This is a genomic window from Ornithinibacter aureus (assembly GCF_009858245.1).
GTDB classification, from domain to species: Bacteria; Actinomycetota; Actinomycetes; order Actinomycetales; family Dermatophilaceae; genus Fodinibacter; species Fodinibacter aureus.
On sequence record NZ_VMSB01000001.1, the window covers coordinates 2191786 to 2211163 of the forward strand.

Genomic DNA, 19378 nt, shown 5'->3' on the forward strand with positions numbered 1-19378 from the left:
GCACTACTCGCCGACGGGAGTGAGTCGTGTGCTCAGTGACTCGATCAATGCCTCGACCGTGAAGCGCCACGTCGCCTCGGGGTCGCCGGCGTTGGCAATGCTCTGTCCCACCCTGCTCGACACGGGAAGCTCCTCCCCCGCCATGGCACCGGCCAGGCGCGGGCCGTGCAGCGCCCACCACTGGTCGTCGGCGAGGTTGGTCCGGCTGCGGGCCGCGACGAGCCCGTTCTGCCACTGCACCGCGTTCGTCACCGCGGCCCGCACGGCGGAGACGGTGAGGTCCATCTCCAGGTCGGTGAGGCCGATGCCGTCCAGCGGCCGCAGCTCGGCCTCGTAGGTGCGGCATACGCCGGGGCCGAGGATCGGGCGGCCCTGCGGTGCCTCGACGAGCCACGGGTGCTCGAGCAGGTGGTCCCACGAGCGTTGCGCGACGTAGCGCACGGCATCCGACCATGGGGTGATCTCGCCCGGCGCCTGGTGCCCCTCGTAGGTCCGGCCCACCACGGCATCCACCATGAGCTCGACGAGCTCGGCCTTGCCGGGGACGTAGCCGTACAGCGTCATGGCGCCGATTCCGACCCGGTCGGCGACCGCTCGCATCGTTACGGCCTCGAGGCCGTCGGAGTCGGCGATGGCCAGTGCTGCGTCGACGATCCCGGCAACGGTCGCACCGCTGCGCCCGACGGCGGTCGAGGGGTTCCACATGAGGTCGATGAGTCGACCGGGGTCGGTCGCGCGGGAGGATGCAGAGGGCACGGGAACATCCTCACACTGGGTGGCGTTGGCGTATCGTACGGGCAACCGTACAACGTACGACAAAGGAGCGGCATGACAGCATCCACGCACCGGCCCACCGAGGTGACGGCGACGGCAACACGCCCCACGGCATCCACCTCGCCCGAGCCCACCAGCGAGAGCACCCCGATGGCGGCCCACCAGTTGCGACGGCTACTCGACCTCGGCTTGGCGGACCTCACCGGTGTCAGCGCGGCGACCCTGGCCGAGCACGCCGACGCCCTGCCCCGTCAGCCGAACGCCACGCTCGCCATCCACCCCTCGCTTGCGACCCCACGAGTACTCGCGCCCCTGCTCAGCCGCGCGGGCAAGGAGGGCTTCGTCGTCGAGGACCTGACCGACCTCGAGCAGTTCAGCGACATCGACGGCTTGCAGGTCCCAGACGCCCCGCTCTACCTGGTGCACGACATCGACCGGGGAGACGACCTGCGAAACTGGAGCCCGAACGAGGCCCTGCCCGAGCTCACCGCGCGCGACCGCACCCCGCTGACGCTGAACGAGGGGATCAGCTGGCTCCTCCAGGAGCCCGAGCGCCTCGAGCCGAGCAGCTGCTTCATGACGATCGGCACCCGCAAGCGCACGCCGAAGGGCCTGGACACCCGCACCCCGGCCCTGTGGATCAGTGGCGGCACGGGGCGCGACGGCAAGGAGCGCAAGGGGGCACCGAAGGTGGGCTGGTGCTGGGCGGGAAACCGCCACACCTGGTTGGGCTTCGCTTCGGCCACCGGCCGCAGCGCCTGACGACCGGGCCGCGAGCACCCCTCCTCCTCCGGCCCCCCCCTGCTCCTCGGGACCCCCGGAATGTGGGTGAAAACCGTCGGCTGGACGACGATTTTCACCCACGTTCGTCGCAGAGCTGGGCGTCGTCGCAGAGCTGGGCGTCGTCGCAGGGTTGGGCTTCGCCTCCGCCACCGGCCGCAGACCTCGGCTACCGTCGCACCATGAGCAGCTTCCCCCCGGGGTGGGCCACCGACCTGGCCATCCTCGAGCTCAGCGGGTCGGTGTTCGAGCAGCACGCCGACCACCTCGTCGTCCGCTCTCCCCACAACCCCGGCTTCCACTGGGGCAACTGCGTCTTCGTCACCGACCCGGATGCCGTGGACGATGCCGACCGCTGGGTGGCGGCGTTCACCAGCGCCTTCCCCGCGGCCGGCTGGGTGGCGATCGGGCTCACGCGCATGCCGGATGCCGTGGACGCCTGGACGTCGCACGGCCTGGACCTTGAGCGTGACGACGTCCTCACCACCACAGCCCTGCCCCGGCAGACCCCCTGTCCCGAGGGCTACTCGGTGCGCCCTCTCGCCGAGCCCGACTGGGAGGCAAGCGTGGCGCGCGCCGTCGCCGAGAACACCCGGACCCGGGAACACGACGCTGAAGGGTTCGCGCGGTTCGCGCAGCGTCGCACCGAGTCCCGACGAGCTCTGGTCGAGCGGGGGCACGCGCAGTGGTTCGGCGCCTTCGACGGCGATGGAACCCTCGTGGCCGACCTCGGCATCGTGCTCTGCGTCCGCACAGCCCGCTACCAGGACGTCGGCACGGACTCGGCGCACCGCGGCCGAGGGCTGGCGACCCACCTGCTCGGGGTCGCAGCGCAGTGGGCGGCCGGACGGGGATGCACCCAGTGGGTGATCGTCACCGAGGAGACCAACGCGGCAGGCCGGGTGTACCGCGGCGTGGGGTTCGCACCCGACAGCAGCAGCATCTCGGCCTACCGGCATCCGACCCACTGACCCGATCGCAGCCACGGGTTGTGTGAAAACCGGCGGCATGTGGACCGTCTTCACACACAACCACTATCCGGGCCGGGTCATGGCCTGCGGGTCGACCCAGCGGTCGTAGTCCTCGGCAGTGACCGCACCCGACGCCAACGCGGCATCCCGCAGCGTCGAACCGTCACGGTGCGCCTGCTTGGCGATGGCTGCCGCGGTGTCGTAGCCGACGTGTGGCGCGAGTGCCGTGACGAGCATGAGGTCGGCCTCGAGGTGGGCCACGATCCGCCCGCGATCGGCGGACAGGCCCGCGACGCAGTGCTCGGTGAACGACCGGCACGCATCGGACAGCAGGCGGATCGACTCCAGCACCGCGTGCGCCATGACCGGCGTGAAGACGTTGAGCTGGAAGTTGCCCTGGGTACCGGCGAATCCCACGGTTGCGTCGTTGCCGAAGACCCGCGTGACCACCATCGTCATCGCCTCGGACTGGGTCGGGTTGACCTTGCCCGGCATGATCGACGAACCCGGCTCGTTCTCGGGGATCACGAGCTCGCCGATGCCGGTGCGCGGCCCGGACGCCAACCACCGCACGTCGTTCGCGAGCTTCATCAGCGCCCCCGCGAGCGTGCGCAGCGATGACGACACGGCGACCAGGCCGTCGTGCGACGCGAGCTGAACGAACAGGTTCTCGGCCTGGTGGAAGGGCTGCCCGGTCACCTCGCGAAGGTGCTGGGCGACGAGCGGGCCGAACTCCGCCGGGGCATTCAGCCCGGTGCCCACCGCGGTGCCACCGATGGCGAGAGCGCGAACCCGCTCCCCGGCATACGCCACGTCCGCCTGCGCATCGCGCACCTGCGCCGCCCAGGCACCGATCTCCTGGCGCAGGGTCACCGGCGTGGCGTCCTGGAGGTGGGTGCGCCCCACCTTGACGATGTCACCCAGCTCGTCGGCCTTGGCGTCGAGGGCTGCGCACAGGTCGTCGACCGCCGGGTGCAGCCGTTCGACCAGCTCGAGCACCACGGCGACGTGCACCGCTGTGGGAAAGGTGTCGTTGCTCGACTGGCTGCGGTTGACGTCGTCGTTCGGGTGCACCGGCACCTTCGACCCCAGCTCGCCACCGAGGATCTCGATGCCCCGGTTCGCGATCACCTCGTTGGCGTTCATGTTGCTCTGGGTGCCCGACCCGGTCTGGAACACGACGAGGGGGAAGTGCTCGTCGAGATCTCCGCGAGCCACCTCGTCGGCGGCCTGCACCACGGCCTCGGCCACGTCTGCGCCGAGCAGGCCCAGCTCGGCGTTGGCCAGCGCAGCGCACTTCTTGAGCAGCCCCAGCCCCCGCACCACCGGCCGTCCCCACACGAAGGTGTCGCGCCCGATGTCGAAGTGCTCCAGGCTTCGTTGGGTCTGCGCGCCCCAGTAGCGGTCGGCGGGCACCTCGACGGGCCCCATGGTGTCGCGCTCGGTGCGGGTCGCCGTCATCACCACACGGTATGCCTCGGGAGCCGCACCCCCTGCCCGGGACGTACTGCGCGCCAGCCACCCGGGTCGGGTGGCTGGCGCGCAACAGGTCGGTGGAGCTGTGCTCAGCGGGGGTCGGTCGGGCCCTGCGAGGTGCTGTTGTCGCGCACCACGTCGTCGTGGATCCCGCCGTCGTGCGGCACGCTGTCCTGGACCGCACCGTCCTGCGGTGCAGCGTCGGTGACGTCGCTCCACACGGCGGCAGGGGAGTTCTCGGATGCCGCCGGCCCACCATCGCTGGTGACGTCGCCGTCCGCGGTGGCCGCGGCATCCGTGGTGCTTGGACCATCAGTCGTGCTGGCGCTGCTCGGGGTCCCTGAGGTGCTCGAGGTCCCTGAGGTGCTCGGCATGCCGGTGCCCTCACGCTGCTCGGCGACCCAGTCGACCCCGGTGAGGATGCCGGCACGAACCTTGGCGAAGGAGTCGGCGTACTTGCCCTCGGTCTTCTCGTCGACCTTGGCACCGGCCTTGTCGAGGGTGGCCTCGACGCGCTCGCGGTTCTCGGCGGCGTAGTCACCGGCGCGGGTCGCAGCCACGCGCAGGAACTGGTCGGCCTGGTCGGCGAAGGTCGTGAGCTTCTTGTCGAGCTCCATCTCCTTGGCCTTGGCCTCGAGGTCGCGCAACACGGTGCGCAGTTGGTCGGTGGTGGTCATGGGGTCCCCTTTCGTGCGGGATCGGCCGGGCGTCGAACACCACGGTCCACCTGCTCCAACCACCGGGCGCGCGGCCGGTGTTCCCGCGGACCGCCGTCTCAGGGGTGACTCAGGGTGCACCCTGAGCCGGGCAGTTGCCGACTCACAACCCCGAGCGCACAACCGCCCCATCTGTCACACTGCGGTTCTGCCACCTCGCAGCGTCGCGAACCCGGCTCTGGCTGACGCGACGCCCGCACTGATTGGAGTGTCGCCGTGACCCAGCAGCACGAACGCCCCGATGTCCCCGGCGCCGACGCGGACCTCGAGGTGGCCCCTGGGGCCGCGGCCGTCCCGAGCGCCGAGGGTGCCCCGATGCCGAGCGCCTGGCAGGCAAGGCGCGAGTGGCGCACGGCCCTCGAGCTGGCGAGTGCGGCGGTGCGCACGAGGGACCTGCACGAGTGGCCCCGCGGGGACGGGCACCCCATCATCGTGCTGCCCGGCTTCCTCGCCGGGCCCGAGTCCACGGCCTTCCTGCGCAGCCACCTGCGGCGACTCGGGTACCAGGTCCACGACTGGCGGCACGGCCGCAACCTCGGTGCCAGCCCGGAGCTCGCCGAGGAGCTCGAAGACCTCCTCCTCGAGATCCACGACCGCTACCAGCGCCGGGTCAGCCTCATCGGCTGGAGCGCCGGGGGCATCTACGCCCGCGAGATGGCGCGGGCCCTGCCGGACTACACCCGCTCGGTGATCACGCTCGGCAGCCCGTTCCGCGGCCACCCGGCATCCACCCGCGCATGGCGCGTCTACCGGCTGATGAACCGCCACAACCTCGAGAAGATGTTCACCGACGAGGCCCTGGCCACCCGCGCCGCGCCCCTGCGCGTGCCGACGACGTGCATCTACTCACGCAACGACGGCATCGTCGCGTGGGAGTGCTGCCTGTCCGATCCAGCGCCACTCACGGAGAACGTCGAGGTCACGGCCAGCCATCTCGGCTACGGTCACGAGATGCACACGCTGCGGGTCATCTGCGACCGACTGGCCCAACCCGAAGGGGCATGGCTGCCGTACACCGGTCACGCGCTGGCCGTGCGCGGCCGGGCGGTCTGACGTCGTGGGACGCTCTCGGTGGGCCACCCCGCTCGACGCGATCTTCCTCATGGGAGAGACCCCCGAGACCCTGATGCACGTCGCATCGCTGCTGCACTTCACCTACCCCGAGGGCGTGCGGCGCACCACGTTCCTGCGCCAGCTCGTGAACGACCTGCGGGCCGCCCCCATCGAGTCGCCCTGGTTCTACCGCCTGCAGACCCGCACCCTGATGCGCCAACCCCTGCACCGCTGGGTCGAGGACTCCGAGTTCGACATCGACTACCACGTGCGGCACTCGGCCCTGCCGAGCCCCGGCGGCGAGCGCGAACTCGGTGTGCTGGTGTCGCGGCTGCACTCCAACCAGCTCGACTTCCGACGCCCTCCGTGGGAGATGCACGTCATCGAGGGACTGTCAGGCAACCGGTTCGCGATCTACACCAAGATCCACCACTCGCTCGTCGACGGCTTCACCGGCATGCGCATCCTCCAGCGCGGGCTGGCCACCACCCCTGACGACCTCGAGCACCCCTTCTTCTTCAGCACCCGCAAGCCACCGCGACCCGAGGGCGCCCGCCGCGAGGCCGACCCGGTGGGAGACGTCACCTCCATCCTGCGCACGTTGGCATCCTCGGTCGGCACCACGCCATCGGTGCTGAAGGCGCTCGTGGAGACGCAGGTCGGGCGGGGCCGCACCCCGACCAAGGCCGTGACGAGCTACCAGGCACCCGACTCGATCCTCAACTCCCGCACCGGCCGCTCGCGGCGCTTCGCCACCCAGGAGTACGACCTCGGCCGGCTGCGAGCCGTCGCCAAGGCCCGCAAGGCCACCCTCAACGACGTGCTCATGGCGATCTGTGCCGGTGGGCTGCGCCGCTGGCTCGACGATCTCGACGCCCTGCCGGAGCGTCCGCTCATCGCGTTCATCCCCGTCAACGTCCGGCCGCCCGAGAGCGAGGGCGGTGGCAATGCCGTCGGCGCAACCCTGGTCTCGCTGGCCACCGACATCGAGGACCCCCTCGAGCGGCTGAGCGCCATCACGGCATCGTCACGGGCGGCCAAGGCACGGATGCGGGGCATGAGTGCGGATGCCGTGATGGCCTACAGCGCGCTGCTGCTCGCCCCCGCCGGTCTCCAGGTCGCCAAGGCCATGAGCGGCCTGCCCGGCCCGGCGCCCCACACCCTCAACGTCTGCATCTCGAACGTTCCCGGCCCGAAGGAGCACCTCTACCTGCGCGGTGCGCGACTCGAGGCGACCTACCCCGTGTCGATCCCGGGACACTCGATGGCGCTGAACATCACCGCGCACTCGTACGCGGGCACGCTCGACCTCGGCTTCATCGGCGACCGGGAGGCCCTGCCGCACCTCCAGCGCTTGGCCGTGCGCACCGGTGAGGCACTCGAGGAGCTCGAGGCCGCCGTGGCTGGGCTCGACTGACCAAGGCCGAGCCCCCCGGCCGCGCGGAGCTGATCAGGCCTGCTGCTCCCCGGCGATGTTGACCATCCACGCGACGCCGAACTTGTCGACGAGCATGCCGAAGTCGTCACCCCACATCTGGCGCTCGAGGGGCATCTGCACGGTGCCGCCTTCGGCGAGCCCGTCCCAGTAGCGGCGCATGGCCTCGGAGTCGTCGCCACTGATCGACATCGACATGTTGGTACCGACGACGTGAGCGTCCTCCTGGCCCGGGGGCATGTCGGAGGCCATGAAGGTCATGCCGGCCTCGGTCTCGAGGTGCGAGTGCATGACCCCGTTCGCCTCGGGCCCTTCGGCGCCGAACTCACCGAAGGTGGAGATCTGCAGCTCTCCGCCGAGCACGGACTGGTAGAAGGTCATCGCCTCGCGCGTGGTTCCGGGGAAGTTGAGGTAGGGGTTCAGGGCAATCGCCATGACGGGCTCCTTCGGCCGTGGTGGGGGGCGGGCGCGGTGTGCTGCTCGCTCCCGCGCGACGCTACAGCCGGGTGCCGACGGGGGTGTCCGATTCCTTCCGCGACCGGCTCTGAACCGCGTTCGTGACGGCCAGTACCAGGACCGTGACCATCGAGAGCATCATCGACGGGATGGTGACGTTGGCGGCGTGGACGTGCGGGCCCGAGACCCACACGTCAGCGGTGTTGCGGTTGACGAAGCCGTCCTGGGCGAAGCGTGCGATCGCCGTCGCCAGCTCTGCGACGTGACCGATGACCGCCAGCGGGAGGAACAGCAGCAGCGCTCGAAGCATCCAGCGGCGAGCGCCGGAGCCTGTCTCGGCGAGCAGTCGGCGAGCGACCACGAGCGCCCAGACGAGCATGGGGATGGCCAGGACGTGGAAGGCGATGTGCGGATAGCTCGTGTCGCCGAAGGCGGCGAAGCCCGGCAGCATGAGGAAGGGCAGCCAGACCAGGGCGATGAGCAACAGGATGGGGCGGGACATCGGCGAGGACCTCCGGACGCTTGGGGGAAGGTCTTCGACGCTAGGGAGGCGGGCGGGCCACGGCATCGGCGAAAGCGCCTAACTCGACGGCGGCGTCGAGGCTCACCCGGCCTCGAGGGACTCCTCCCGGATCCCGTTCCAGGCCAGCACGGCGTGCACGCGCCGGTTGGCGTGCGTCGAGTCCGGGAGGGCGAGCTTGGTGAAGACCGAGCGCAGGTGCGCGTCCACCGTGCGCTCTGAGAGCACGAGGCGCGCCGCGATCCCCGAGTTGGACAGTCCCTGGGCCAGCAGGCCGAGGACCTCCCGCTCACGGGGCGTCAGGACGGCCAGCCGAGGGTCGCCTCCGACGTGCGCGCAGGCCGACTGCCCAGGCTCATGCGCGGGCCCGGGGGGCGCGGGCTCGCGGGGCACGGCCGGCAGCGCCCTGGTGGGCTCCGCAGAGCCGGTCGACGTCATCGCGTCACCCGTCGCCGGCGCCCCGTCGGGGTGCTCGAGCACCGGACCCACCAGCCTGCGGGTCACCCAGGTCTCGAGGGGGCGGATGAGCAGCATCACGGCGACTGCCAGGCCGGCCGCGACGACGCCACCGAGCGCGCCACCGGAGTCGACCAGGAGCACGACGGTGACGGCCACGAGTCCGGCCAGCAGTGCGACGAGCCCCACGGCGAGGCGTGAGACCACCTGACGACCCAGGGCCAGCGGAGTGCGCAGGGCGCGAGACGTCCCCGCCACGATCACGGCGAGCGCGGCGTTCATCCCGCACAGCAGCACCGCGACGGGGGCCGGCGAGTCCGGCGCACCGGCGGCCAGGCCCCCGAGCACTCCGCACCCGAGCACGAGCACCGGACCGGTGAGTGCCGCGATGGCGACCAGGGTCAGCCTGCGACGGGCCTCACCCGTGGCGGCCCGCGCTGCACGGGTCGCGACCACCGGCCCGACGAGGGTGGAGGCGAGGAAGACGCCGTTGACCCCGCGGCCGATCGCGACCGCCGGGCCGGAGTCGATGAGCGGCGCCAGGCCGACCGGCGTCATCGGAGGGGCGAGCAGGGCGAGCATGACGGCATCCCCGACGGCGAGGGTGAGCACCCCGGCCATGAGCCGGGGTGACGACCCCTGCCCGATGTAGCGGACGGCGAGCAGCGGCAGCAGGGACAGCGACGCCAGCACCGGCACGTGGGCGACGGGGGCTAGTGCGGCCAGCGCCCGCGTGGTCGAGCTGGCGGGGTCGCTCGAGGCGGCCAGGCCCAACGCGGCCCAGGCGGCCGGGTAGCCGAGCGTGACGCAGAACAGGCCCAGCGTGGACCGGCGCCAGGCGACCCAGCCCGGGTCGAGCCCTCGGTGGGCGGTGAGGATGACGGATGCGGTCACGAGCGCGCAGGCGAGCACCCAGGACGAGGTTCCCGCAGAACCGGCAGGGGAGACGATGTCCGCGACGAGGACGAGGGCACTGACTGCGACCATCGCCGCCGTGGCCGGAACCAGGCCCAGGGTGCGTGACGGTGGACGCTTCATGTCACCCAGTGTCGGGGACTGCGGGCCGCGGAACCAGCCCCCTGACACACCTCAGAGTCGGTCGATGACGGCGCGACCTCGAGCGGTCAGCTCGCTGCGCCGACCGGCATCCATGCCGTCCCACGTGCGCGTGACCATCCGCGAGCGCGGGTTGCCCTCGAAGACCTCGCGGTGGTCCTCGACGAAGGTCCAGTACAGGGCGTCCCAGTCCTCGCGCCACGGGCCGGGGCCGTGGTCGGTCATCCGCCGCAGGTAGGCGCTGCCCGACACGTACGGCTTGGTCGTGACCGCCGCCCCGGCCGCGAACTGCGACATCGCGTGGACGTTGGGCACCATGACCCAGTCGTAGGCGTCGACGAACATCGCCATGAACCACTCGTAGACCTCGACCGGGTCGGTGCGCAGCAGGCACATCGCGTTGCCGAGCACCATGAGCCGCTCGATGTGGTGCGCCCAGCCGCGCTCGAGCACGCCCTCGATCGCGTGGTCGACGGGGTCGAGACCGGTGCTGCCGTCCCACCAGCCGGGCGCCAACGAGCGCGTGTGGCCCAGGTGGTTCGCGACCCTCATCCGCCGCCCGAACAGGTGGTAGGTGCCCCGCATGTACTCGCGCCACCCGATGAGCTGGCGCACGAAGCCCTCGAGCGAGGCCAGCTCGACCCCCTGCTCGGCCGCGCCCCCGAGCACCGCGTCGAGCACCTCGCGCGGGTCGAGCAGGCCGCAGTTCAGCGCCGGGGTGATCGCGGCGTGGAACAGCACCGGGTGCTGCGTGGACACGGCGTCCTCGTACGGGCCGAACTGCGCCAACCGTTCGTCGACGAACTCCCGCAGGGCCGCCCGGGCCTGCTCGTGGGTCACCGGCCAGGCGAGGGATGCCGCCCGGCCGGGCGCCGTGGGGAACTCCCCCTGCACCCACGAGATCGCCTCGTCGACCTCGGCCGTGCGCTCGGCACCGGTCCAGCTGGGCACCACGTGGCCGCGGGGCAGCTTCTTGCGGTTCTCGGTGTCGAAGGACCAGCGCCCACCGACGGGCTGACCGTCCTCGACCAGCACGTCGAGCCGGCGGCGCTGCCACTGGTAGAAGGTCTGCATCCGTGCCCGCCGGCCGCCGAACCAGTCGACGAGCTCGGGCCTCGTGGTGAGGAAGTTCGGCGACTCGAGCACGTCGTGCGGCCCGAAACCCACCCCGGCATCGGCCACGGCTCGCCGAAGGTCGCGCAGCATCCAGTCGTCCACCGGGTCGACCACCGTCAGGGCGTCAGGTCGCAGTCCGGCGAGGTGGGCGGCGAGCCGCTCGCCCGAGGGCCGCCCGGCATCCGTCTCCAGGACGTCGACGTCGAAACCCGCGTCGCGCAACCGCTCCACGAAGTGACGGGATGACGCCCGGTGCAGCACGAGCTTTTGTGCGTGGAACGGCTGGAGGCGAAAGAGCAGGTCGTCCTCGACGAGGACGAACCGCGTTCCGGAGGGGGCGTCGAGGTGGGCCTCGAAGAGCTGGTGCGGGTAGATGACCCGCACGGCGCGCCGGGCAGCCGCACGGGGTGCGCTCACGTGCCCTCGAGGTCGGCGAGCACCGTGCGGGCGACCCGGTCACCGGAGACCAGAGCCCCCTGGATGGAGGCGGTGTCCCGGTGGTCGCCCGCGACGTAGACCCCCGGCGCGACCCGCGCCCGGCTGACCGTGCGCAGCGGCGCGGGCTGGGCCGGCAGCGCGTGCGGGATGTCGTCGCGGCGCAGCAGGCCCCAGTCAGCCGCGGACACCCCGAACATCTCCCCGGCCTGTCGCCGCACGTCCGCCTCGGTGCCGCCGGTGCCGTCCTTGGCCAGCAGGCAGGTCACCTGGACGAGGTGTCGTCCGGGCGGCGCGTACGACGGTGCGGCGTTGCTCATCACCGCGGCGTTGACCACGGGCCCCCGCCGACGACCGTCGACCATGAGCAGGGTGGATGCCGTCGGCGCCTGCGGGGCGTCGAACCACCAGGTCTGCAACCCCTTGGTCGTCGGGGCGGGCATCGGCAGCAGCCCTGCCACGGCATCCGGCCCGACGGCGACAACGGCGGCGCGGGCACTGACCCGGCAACCGCCGGCGAGCGTGAGCACCGTGCGCCCGGCATCCGCCCCGAGGGAGGTGACGGGTTCGCCGAGGCGAACGTCCACCCCCGCTGCGCGCGCTCGCCCGGCGAGCTGTTCCGGAAGGGCCCGGATGCCGTTCGCGGGCACCCCGGGCACCCCCAGCGCGAACATGCGCACCAACAGGCGCGCGAACGCCTCGGAGGTCTCGCCCCGGTCCTCCGCGAGCACCCCGGCGAGGAAGGGCTCGATCACCTCGGTGCGCAGCGGGCCACGCACCCCTGCCCGATCGAGCCCGTCACCGAGCGAGCGATCGGCAGCAGCGGCACCGGCGATGACCCGGCGGGGTGCCACCACGGCGGGACCGGCCCAGCGAGCCAGCGCGGCGACGGTGCGCGGGGAGAGCAGGCCGCTGCGCAGCGTGGCGGCCAGACCACCGGGCGCACGCAACGGGTGCATCAGTTCGGCGACGCCGCCCTCACGCCGCACCCGCAGCCCTGCGCCGAAGGGGCGCAGGTCGAGGGCGTCGACGTCGACCCAGCGCTGCACGGCCGGATAGGCGGGGTTGAGCACCTGGAACCCGCGGTCGAGGAGGAAGCCGTCGACATCGTCGGTGCGCTGGCGCCCACCCACGGCATCCGCCGCCTCCACCATGACCACGGCCCGACCGGCCTGCGCGAGCACGTGCGCACACCTCAACCCGGCCAGCCCGGCACCCACGACCACGACTTCCGCATCCACGGCCGCAACCCTAGGCTGAGCCCACCCGGACCCCGTCTCGCTTGACCATACTTTGTCTAAGGTTGTGGCCGCTCGGGGCCCGTTGTCTAGGCTTTGCGCACGGCGGTCAGCCGCCCCGGGACATTTCCCGTCCGACCAGACCAGCGAGGCAGGAGGCACACGTCGATGAGTGCCGAGACGACCGCGCTCAAGCTCGACGCGCCGGACACCACGGCCACCATCGAGTCCACCCTCACGCGGGCTGACTCCCTGCTCGAGACGACCTTCCTCGAGCTCGCGAGCGCGCTCGACCAAGCCGCGGCCGACAACGCCCCCGACGAGGCGACCCCGACAGCCGGCCCGCTCGGGGTCGACCTGGTCGGCGAGCTCGCCGAGCGCTCGCGCAACCACGGCAAGCGCCTGCGCCCGACCCTGGCCCACTGGGGCTGGGTGGTCGGCGGCGCGGCACCCGGCAGCCACGACGACCTCGTGCGGATCGCTTCGGCCCTCGAACTTCTCCACCTGTTCGCGCTGATCCAGGACGACGTCATGGACCGCTCCGACTCGCGGCGCGGTCGCCCCACGCTGCACGTCGTCGCGGCGCAGCGCCACCGTGCCGAGCAGGGCCTCGGCGACGACGCCCTCTTCGGCGACAGCGTGGCCACCCTCGTCTCCGACCTGGCACTGAGCGAGGCCACCCTGCTCGTCGCCCCCACCGCCGCCACCGTGCGGGCCGCGTGGCGGCTCATGGCGGTCGAGCTCGTCGAGGGCCAGCTGCTCGACGTCACCCACACCGCGGGCCGCCGCCGCGACCACGCGACCTCGCGGCGGATCGCCCGGTTCAAGAGCGGGCGCTACACGATCACCCGCCCCCTCCAGCTCGGCGCCCTCGTCGGTGGGGCCGACGAGCAGACGGTGCGCGGGCTCATCGCCTGGGGTGACCTCGTCGGCGACGCCTTCGCCGTGCGCGACGACGTCCTCGGCGTCTGGGGCGACCCGACCCTGACGGGCAAGCCGGCCGGTGACGACCTGCGCTCGGGCAAGCCCACCGAGCTGCTCATCTGGGCTGCCGAGCTCCTTCCCCCCAGCGACCGACCCCTGCTGGACGCCTGCGACGCCGGCACCCTCGACGACGCCGGGGTCGACGCCCTCCAGCAGGCGATGGTCGCCGCCGGGGTGCGCGAGCGGGCCGAGCAGGCCGTCGCCGACCTCAGCCGACGCGCCCACGCCCGCCTCGACGACCTCGCCGTCGAACCCCGGGCGGATGCCGCGCTGCGCGGCCTCGCCGACGCCATCGCCTGGCGGTCCTCGTGAAGGTCCTCGTCGTCGGCGCGGGCCTCTCCGGGCTGGCCGCCGCCTGTCACCTGACCGCCGCTGGGCACGACGTCACCGTGCTCGAGCGCGAGGACGTCGTCGGTGGCCGCGCTGGCCTGCTGCGCCTCGGCGACTTCCGCCTCGACCCCGGGCCGGTCGTCATGACCATGCCCGAGCTGCTCCACGACCCGATCCGGGCCGTCGGCGGCGACCCCGACTCACTCATCACCATGCGTCACCTCGACCCCGCCTACCGCGCGGTCTACCCCGACGGCAGCGAGCTGCACATCCGCGCCGACATGGATGACCTGCGCGAGGAGATCCGCACCAAGGTCGGCCCGGCCGACGCCGCGGGCTTCGATCGTTTCCTGGCGTGGCTGGAGCAGCTCTACGACACCGAGTTCGACACGTTCGTCGACCACAACTACACCTCACCGCTCGACCTCGTGCGCTCCCCGGCGACGGCACTCAAGCTGCTGCGGCTCGGCGGCCTCGGTGCCCTCGGCCCGTCCGTCGACCGGTTCTTCACCGACGACCGGCTCACCCGCATCTTCAGCTTCCAGGCCCTGTACGCCGGCATCTCGCCCGCCAAGGCCCGCGCAGTGCTCGCCGTCATCACCTACATGGACACCGTGCGCGGCGTGTTCTACCCCGAGGGTGGCATGCACGCCGTGCCCCGGGCGATGGCCCAGGCCCTCACCGACGCGGGGGTCTCGATCCACCTCGACGTCGAGGTCAGCGAGATCCTGCGCCGCGGCGACGGAGCAGTCGCCGGGGTCGCCACCACCGGCGGTGAGCGCCTCGCGGCCGACGCCGTGGTCGCGACCGTCGACCTCCCGGTGGTCTACGACCGCCTGCTCCCCGGCATCCGGGCACCGCGCACGATCAGGACCGGCAGCTACTCCCCCTCCGCCGTCGTGTGGCACGTCGGGGCCTCGGGCACACCCGGCCCGCACCTGCGCCACCACAACATCCACTTCGGCACCGACTGGGACGGCGCCTTCGAGGCGATCATCGACCGCGGCGAGCTCATGCCCGACCCCTCGCGCCTGGTCACCGTGCCCTCGGTGACCGACCCGAGCGCCGCCCCGGCCGGCTCCACCGCCATGTACGTGCTCGAACCGGTGCCACACACCGGCGCCGGGCTGGACTGGCGCCGTGAGTCCGGGCCGATGCGTGAGCGGCTCTTCCGGTTCCTCGAGGCGGGCGGCTACCCGACCGACATCCGCGAGGAGGCCTTCATCACCCCTGATGACTGGCGCGCCCAGGGCATGCACCTCGGCACCCCGTTCGCCCTCGCCCACACCTTCCGCCAGTCCGGCCCCTTCCGCCCGTCGAACGTCGACCGACGGGTGCCCGGCCTGGTGTTCGCCGGCTCCGGCACCCAGCCGGGCGTCGGCATCCCCATGGTGCTCGTCAGCGGCAAGCTCGCCGCGCAGCGGGTGCAGCAGTACGCAGGGGGCGCGCGCCCGGTTGCCACGTCACCGCGTACGGTGGCGCGGTGACCGCCCCCACCCCGCGCACCTCGCCCGAGGTGCTGGCCGCCGGCTACGCCCGCTGCGCCGAGATCACTCGTGAGCACGGGACGACGTACTACTGGGGCGCCCGCCTCCTTCCGGCCGCGTCGCGCCGCCACGTGCACGCCGTCTACACGCTGGCCCGCCTCGCCGACGACATCGTCGACCTCGCCGGCCCCGAGCCCGGGCCCGAGACCGCCGCCGAGCTCGACGCCTTCGAGGCCTCGTTCTGGCAGGCCCTGGCCGACGGCACGTCCACCGACCCCGTCATGGCCGCCGTCGCCACGTCGGTGCGCGAGTGCGGCATCGCCGACGAGTGCTTCACCCGCTTCTTCGGGGCCATGCGCAGCGATCTGACCCAGCGCACCTACGAGACCTGGGCCGACCTGCTCGCCTACATGGACGGCAGTGCCGCCGTCATCGGCGAGATGATGCTCCCGGTGCTCAACCCCCGGGCGGATGCCGTCGTGCCGGCTCGCGCGCTCGGCCTCGCCTTCCAGCTGACGAACTTCCTGAGGGACGTCGGCGAGGACCTCGACCGCGGGCGGGTCTACATCCCCCAGGAGGACCTGCGCCGGTTCGGCGCCGACCCCCACGCCCGGGTCGTCACCCCGCAGTGGCGTGAGCTGATGGCCTTCCAGATCGAGCGCAACCGCCGCCTCTACCGGGAGGCCGACGCCGGCATCCCCATCCTTCCCGGGGCCTCACGACGCTGCGTCGCGACGGCACGGGTGCTCTACGCCCGCATCCTCGAGGGCATCGAGGCCGCCGACTACGACGTGTTCACCTCTCGCGCACGGGTGCCCACCGCACGCAAGGCCGCACTGGCGGCGCGCATGGTGACCTCGCGCGACCCGATGCGGCTCGTGGCCCGCGACCGGGCCGCCGTCGACCCCCTCGGCGGGGCCTGGGTGTCCGACGACCCCGTGGTGCTCGTCGACGAGGGCGGTGCCCCCATCGGTCAGGGCCGCAAGTCAGCGATCCACCACGACGACACCCCGCTGCACCTGGCGTTCTCCTGCTACGTCCTGGACCCCGCGGGCCGGCTTCTCGTCACGACGCGGGCGGCCAGCAAGCCGAGCTTCCCCGGCGTCGTCACCAACACCGTGTGCGGCCACCCGACCCCCGGCGAGGACCTCGCGCAGGCGGTGCGGCGGCGGGCCCGCAGCGAGCTGGGCGTCGAGGTCGGCGACCTGCGCCTCGTGCTGCCCGAGTTCCGCTACCGGGCGCAGATGAACGGCATCGTCGAGAACGAGGTGTGCCCGGTCTTCGTCGGGTGGGCGACCAGCGACTCCACCGCCCCCGACCCCGACGAGGTCGACGACGTGCAGTGGGTGCCCTGGGAGCAGTTCCGAGACGAGGTGCTCGCGGGAGTGCGCACCGTCTCGCCGTGGGCCACCGAGCAGGTTCCGTTGCTGGCCGCCCTCGGCCCGGACCCCCGCTCCTGGCCCGCCGGGTCACGCGCCGCCCTGCCCCCGGCGGCTACCCTCGGCCCGGGCGCCGATGCCCTGACCCCGGCGTCCTGAGCGCCGCGACCGTTCACCCCCCGCGACGCCGACACCGTCGTCGAGGACACCATGAAGGAGACCGTGTGAGCACGTCCTCACCGAGCACGCAGGGCTGGGTCCTCGCCGACGCCTTCGACCGGGCCGCCCCCACGTACGACGCCATGGTGGCCCTGTCCCCCGGCTACCACGACCAGCTGCTCGGAGCCGCCGGCGAGCTGCTCGACCGGCTGCCGGCCCCGGACGGCTCGGCCCTGACGGTGCTCGACCTCGGGTGCGGTTCCGGTGCCTCGACTCAGGCCCTGCTCAAGCAGTGGCGCACCCGCGGGGGCGCCGCCGACCGGCTGAGCGTCACCGGTGTCGACATGTCCGAGGGGATGGTGGCGCAGGCCCGCGCCAAGTCGTGGCCCGCCGGGGTCGAGCTCGTCGTGTCGGACGCCGTGACCTACCTCGAGGCGCTCCCGGACGACACGGTCGACGGCATCCTCGCCTGCTACCTGCTGCGCAACGTGCCCGACCGCGAGCGCCTCGTGCGCGAGATGGCCCGCGTGCTGCGCCCGGGCGGCGGCGTCGTCATCCACGACTACTCCGTGCAGGGCAGCACCCGCGCCAGGGCCATCTGGGCGACCATCTGCCACGGCGTCATCATCCCGCTGGCCGTGGTCAAGCGCTCCGACGTGCCGCTGCACCGCTACCTCTACACGAGCGTGCGGGACTTCGACTCGGTCGCCCGGATCTGCGAGCGGCTCCTCGGCGCCGGCCTGGTCGACGTGCGGCACCGCACCTACCGCGGCTGGCAACGCGACGTCATCCACACCGTGGGCGGATCGGCGCCCCTGTGAGCCCGGTACGCCGCACCCCGACGTGGCGGCCGGGCCGGGACGCGCGAGCCGTGTTCCACCCGCCGCCGGCCCCGACACCCCCCGTGGATGCCGTGCCCGCCTCCGCGCGCCACGTCGTCGTCGTCGGTGGCGGCATCGCGGGGTTGACCTCTGCGCTGGCGCTCGCGGAGCGCGGGGTGCGGGTCACCGTGCTCGAGCGCGAGGAGCGCCTCGGCGGCCGGGTGCGCGCGTGGCCGGTGGACGGGCCCGGCAGTGACGCCTGGATGAGCCGGGGGTTCCACGCCTTCTTCCGGCAGTACTACAACCTGCGCGCCGTACTGCGCCGCACCGACCCCACGTTGTCGCGGCTGCGCCCACTGGACGACTACCCGCTGGTGCGTGACGGCGGTGGCCAGGACTCGTTCGCGAAGATCCCGCGCACGCCGCCGTGGAACCTGGCTGCCTTCGTCGCCCGCAGCCCGAGCTTCGACCTGCGCGGGTTGGCCGGGGTCGACGTCGAGGCCGCCCTCGGCCTGCTCGACGTGGACTTCCCCGCGACGTACACCGCGCTCGACGGGGTCAGCGCCGCCGACGTGCTCGATCGGTTGCAGTTCCCCGAGGCCGCCCGCCACCTCGCCCTCGAGGTCTTCGCCCGCAGCTTCTTCGCCGACCCGCGCGAGTTCTCCGGGGCCGAGCTCGTCGCGATGTTCCACATGTACTTCGTCGGCTCCGCCGAGGGGCTGCTCTTCGACGTACCGGCCGACGACTACGACAGCACGCTGTGGGGCCCGCTCGGCGCCCACCTGCACTCCCTCGGGGTCGCCGTGCACATGGGGCGGTCGGTCGAGTCGGTGACCGACACCGCCGACGGGGTGTCCGTGCTGCACACCGTTGCCGACGGTGGCGGGGACTCCCACTGGGAGCAGGCGGATGCCGTCGTCCTCGCCCTGGACCCGGTCGGCCTGCGTCGGGTCGTCGACTCCTCCCCCGGGTTGGGGGGCGACACCCCGGCCGGCGCCGCGTGGCGCGAGTCGGTGGCCGGCATCCGGTCTGCTCCGGCGTTCGCCGTCTGGCGGCTGTGGTTCTCCGGCCTCGTGGCTCCCGAGCGGGCGCCGTTCCTCGGCACGAGCGGCTACGGACCCCTCGACAACATCTCGGTGCTCGAGCGCTTCGAGGGCCACGCCACCCGGTGGAGCGCCGAGCACGGCGGCTCGGTCGTCGAGCTGCACGCCTACGCGCTGCCCGAGGGGACCATCGAGAGCGAGCTGCGCGACTCGATGCTGCACGAGCTGCACCGGGTCTACCCCGAGACGGCCACGATGACCGTGCTGCACGACGAGTGGGTGGTCGAGCGTGACTGCGTGCTCGTCGGGCTCGAGCCGTGGCGCTCCCGGCCCGGGGTCCGCACCCCCGACTCCTCGATCGTGCTCGCCGGCGACGCAGTGCGCTGCGACCTGCCCGTGGCCCTGATGGAGCGGGCCGCCACGACCGGGTGGATGGCCGCGGACCTGCTCCTCACCGGGTGGGGAGTGCCCGGTCACGGCGTCTGGTCGGTGCCGATGGGTTCACGCCTGGGTGCGGTGCCGCGGGTGGCGCGGCGCGGCATCCGTCGCTTCCGCGCGGCCACCGGGTCGGGCGCACGCAGCAGTTCGGATGCCGCACAGTAGTTCGACGACGACGCAGTAGTTCGGATGCCGTCCGGTAATTGCTGCGTGCGATCCGAACTTCTGCGTTCGGCTGGCGGCCGCGGGGCCGGC

General features: G+C 72.5%; 17 protein-coding genes. 9 read left to right on the forward strand and 8 right to left on the reverse strand.

Going from position 1 to position 19378, the window contains the following annotated elements; all coding sequences use genetic code 11:
- Window positions 1-3: 3 nt before the first annotated feature.
- Window positions 4-756 carry a TetR/AcrR family transcriptional regulator gene (locus C8E84_RS10445; protein ID WP_159901939.1) on the reverse strand — a complete coding sequence of 251 codons (753 nt, stop codon included), beginning with the start codon at window positions 754-756 and terminating at the stop codon, window positions 4-6.
- Between the two features lie 72 nt (window positions 757-828).
- On the opposite strand from C8E84_RS10445, the gene C8E84_RS10450 reads away from it, so the two are divergent.
- Together C8E84_RS10450 and C8E84_RS10455 are read left to right on the forward strand one after the other, a co-directional pair.
- Window positions 829-1536 carry a DUF5701 family protein gene (locus C8E84_RS10450; protein WP_246196885.1) on the forward strand — a complete coding sequence of 236 codons (708 nt, stop codon included), beginning with the start codon at window positions 829-831 and terminating at the stop codon, window positions 1534-1536.
- 200 nt (window positions 1537-1736) lie between these two features.
- Entirely contained in the window at window positions 1737-2525 is a 789-nt protein-coding gene (locus C8E84_RS10455) for a GNAT family N-acetyltransferase (protein ID WP_159901941.1), read from the forward strand.
- A 63-nt stretch (window positions 2526-2588) separates the two neighbouring features.
- On the opposite strand, the gene fumC is transcribed toward C8E84_RS10455, so the two are convergent.
- Both fumC and C8E84_RS10465 read right to left on the reverse strand, forming a co-directional pair.
- Window positions 2589-3986 carry a class II fumarate hydratase gene (gene fumC, locus C8E84_RS10460; protein WP_159901943.1) on the reverse strand — a complete coding sequence of 466 codons (1398 nt, stop codon included), beginning with the start codon at window positions 3984-3986 and terminating at the stop codon, window positions 2589-2591.
- 104 nt (window positions 3987-4090) lie between these two features.
- A complete protein-coding gene (locus C8E84_RS10465) occupies window positions 4091-4678 on the reverse strand; it encodes an antitoxin (protein WP_211675475.1) in 588 nt (195 codons plus the stop codon).
- 255 nt (window positions 4679-4933) lie between these two features.
- On the opposite strand from C8E84_RS10465, the gene C8E84_RS10470 reads away from it, so the two are divergent.
- A complete protein-coding gene (locus C8E84_RS10470; protein ID WP_159901945.1) occupies window positions 4934-5770 on the forward strand; it encodes an esterase/lipase family protein in 837 nt (278 codons plus the stop codon).
- A 4-nt stretch (window positions 5771-5774) separates the two neighbouring features.
- Window positions 5775-7187, forward strand: a complete 1413-nt coding sequence (locus C8E84_RS10475; RefSeq protein ID WP_211675477.1) for a WS/DGAT/MGAT family O-acyltransferase — start codon at window positions 5775-5777, stop codon at window positions 7185-7187.
- Between the two features lie 33 nt (window positions 7188-7220).
- Here the strand turns inward: C8E84_RS10475 and C8E84_RS10480 are convergent, their stop codons facing one another.
- The 5 genes from C8E84_RS10480 to C8E84_RS10500 all read right to left on the reverse strand — a co-directional run bounded on the left by C8E84_RS10480 (window position 7221) and on the right by C8E84_RS10500 (window position 12485).
- Window positions 7221-7640: a VOC family protein gene (locus tag C8E84_RS10480; RefSeq protein ID WP_159901947.1), complete on the reverse strand. Its 420-nt coding sequence runs from the start codon at window positions 7638-7640 to the stop codon at window positions 7221-7223.
- A gap of 61 nt (window positions 7641-7701) precedes the next feature.
- Window positions 7702-8163, reverse strand: coding sequence for a hypothetical protein (locus C8E84_RS10485; protein ID WP_159901949.1), 462 nt, complete (start codon window positions 8161-8163; stop codon window positions 7702-7704).
- A gap of 102 nt (window positions 8164-8265) precedes the next feature.
- Window positions 8266-9675: a helix-turn-helix domain-containing protein gene (locus C8E84_RS18095; RefSeq protein WP_246196886.1), complete on the reverse strand. Its 1410-nt coding sequence runs from the start codon at window positions 9673-9675 to the stop codon at window positions 8266-8268.
- 51 nt (window positions 9676-9726) lie between these two features.
- Window positions 9727-11226 (reverse strand): cryptochrome/photolyase family protein, encoded by a 1500-nt coding sequence (locus tag C8E84_RS10495; RefSeq protein ID WP_211675479.1) that lies wholly within the window; start codon window positions 11224-11226, stop codon window positions 9727-9729.
- A complete protein-coding gene (locus C8E84_RS10500) occupies window positions 11223-12485 on the reverse strand; it encodes an FAD-dependent oxidoreductase (RefSeq protein WP_159901951.1) in 1263 nt (420 codons plus the stop codon). Before C8E84_RS10500 ends, C8E84_RS10495 begins: the two co-directional genes overlap by 4 nt.
- Before the next feature lie 165 nt (window positions 12486-12650).
- On the opposite strand from C8E84_RS10500, the gene C8E84_RS10505 reads away from it, so the two are divergent.
- The 5 genes from C8E84_RS10505 to C8E84_RS10530 all read left to right on the forward strand — a co-directional run bounded on the left by C8E84_RS10505 (window position 12651) and on the right by C8E84_RS10530 (window position 19288).
- Window positions 12651-13778, forward strand: a complete 1128-nt coding sequence (locus C8E84_RS10505) for a polyprenyl synthetase family protein (RefSeq protein ID WP_159901953.1) — start codon at window positions 12651-12653, stop codon at window positions 13776-13778.
- Entirely contained in the window at window positions 13775-15283 is a 1509-nt protein-coding gene (gene crtI / locus C8E84_RS10510) for a phytoene desaturase family protein (RefSeq protein ID WP_246196887.1), read from the forward strand. Before C8E84_RS10505 ends, crtI begins: the two co-directional genes overlap by 4 nt.
- Window positions 15280-16821 carry an isopentenyl-diphosphate Delta-isomerase gene (gene idi, locus C8E84_RS18100; protein WP_246196888.1) on the forward strand — a complete coding sequence of 514 codons (1542 nt, stop codon included), beginning with the start codon at window positions 15280-15282 and terminating at the stop codon, window positions 16819-16821. Before crtI ends, idi begins: the two co-directional genes overlap by 4 nt.
- A gap of 65 nt (window positions 16822-16886) precedes the next feature.
- Entirely contained in the window at window positions 16887-17642 is a 756-nt protein-coding gene (locus C8E84_RS10525; protein WP_159901955.1) for a class I SAM-dependent methyltransferase, read from the forward strand.
- A 50-nt stretch (window positions 17643-17692) separates the two neighbouring features.
- Window positions 17693-19288, forward strand: coding sequence for an FAD-dependent oxidoreductase (locus C8E84_RS10530; RefSeq protein ID WP_246196889.1), 1596 nt, complete (start codon window positions 17693-17695; stop codon window positions 19286-19288).
- Window positions 19289-19378: the final 90 nt, after the last annotated feature.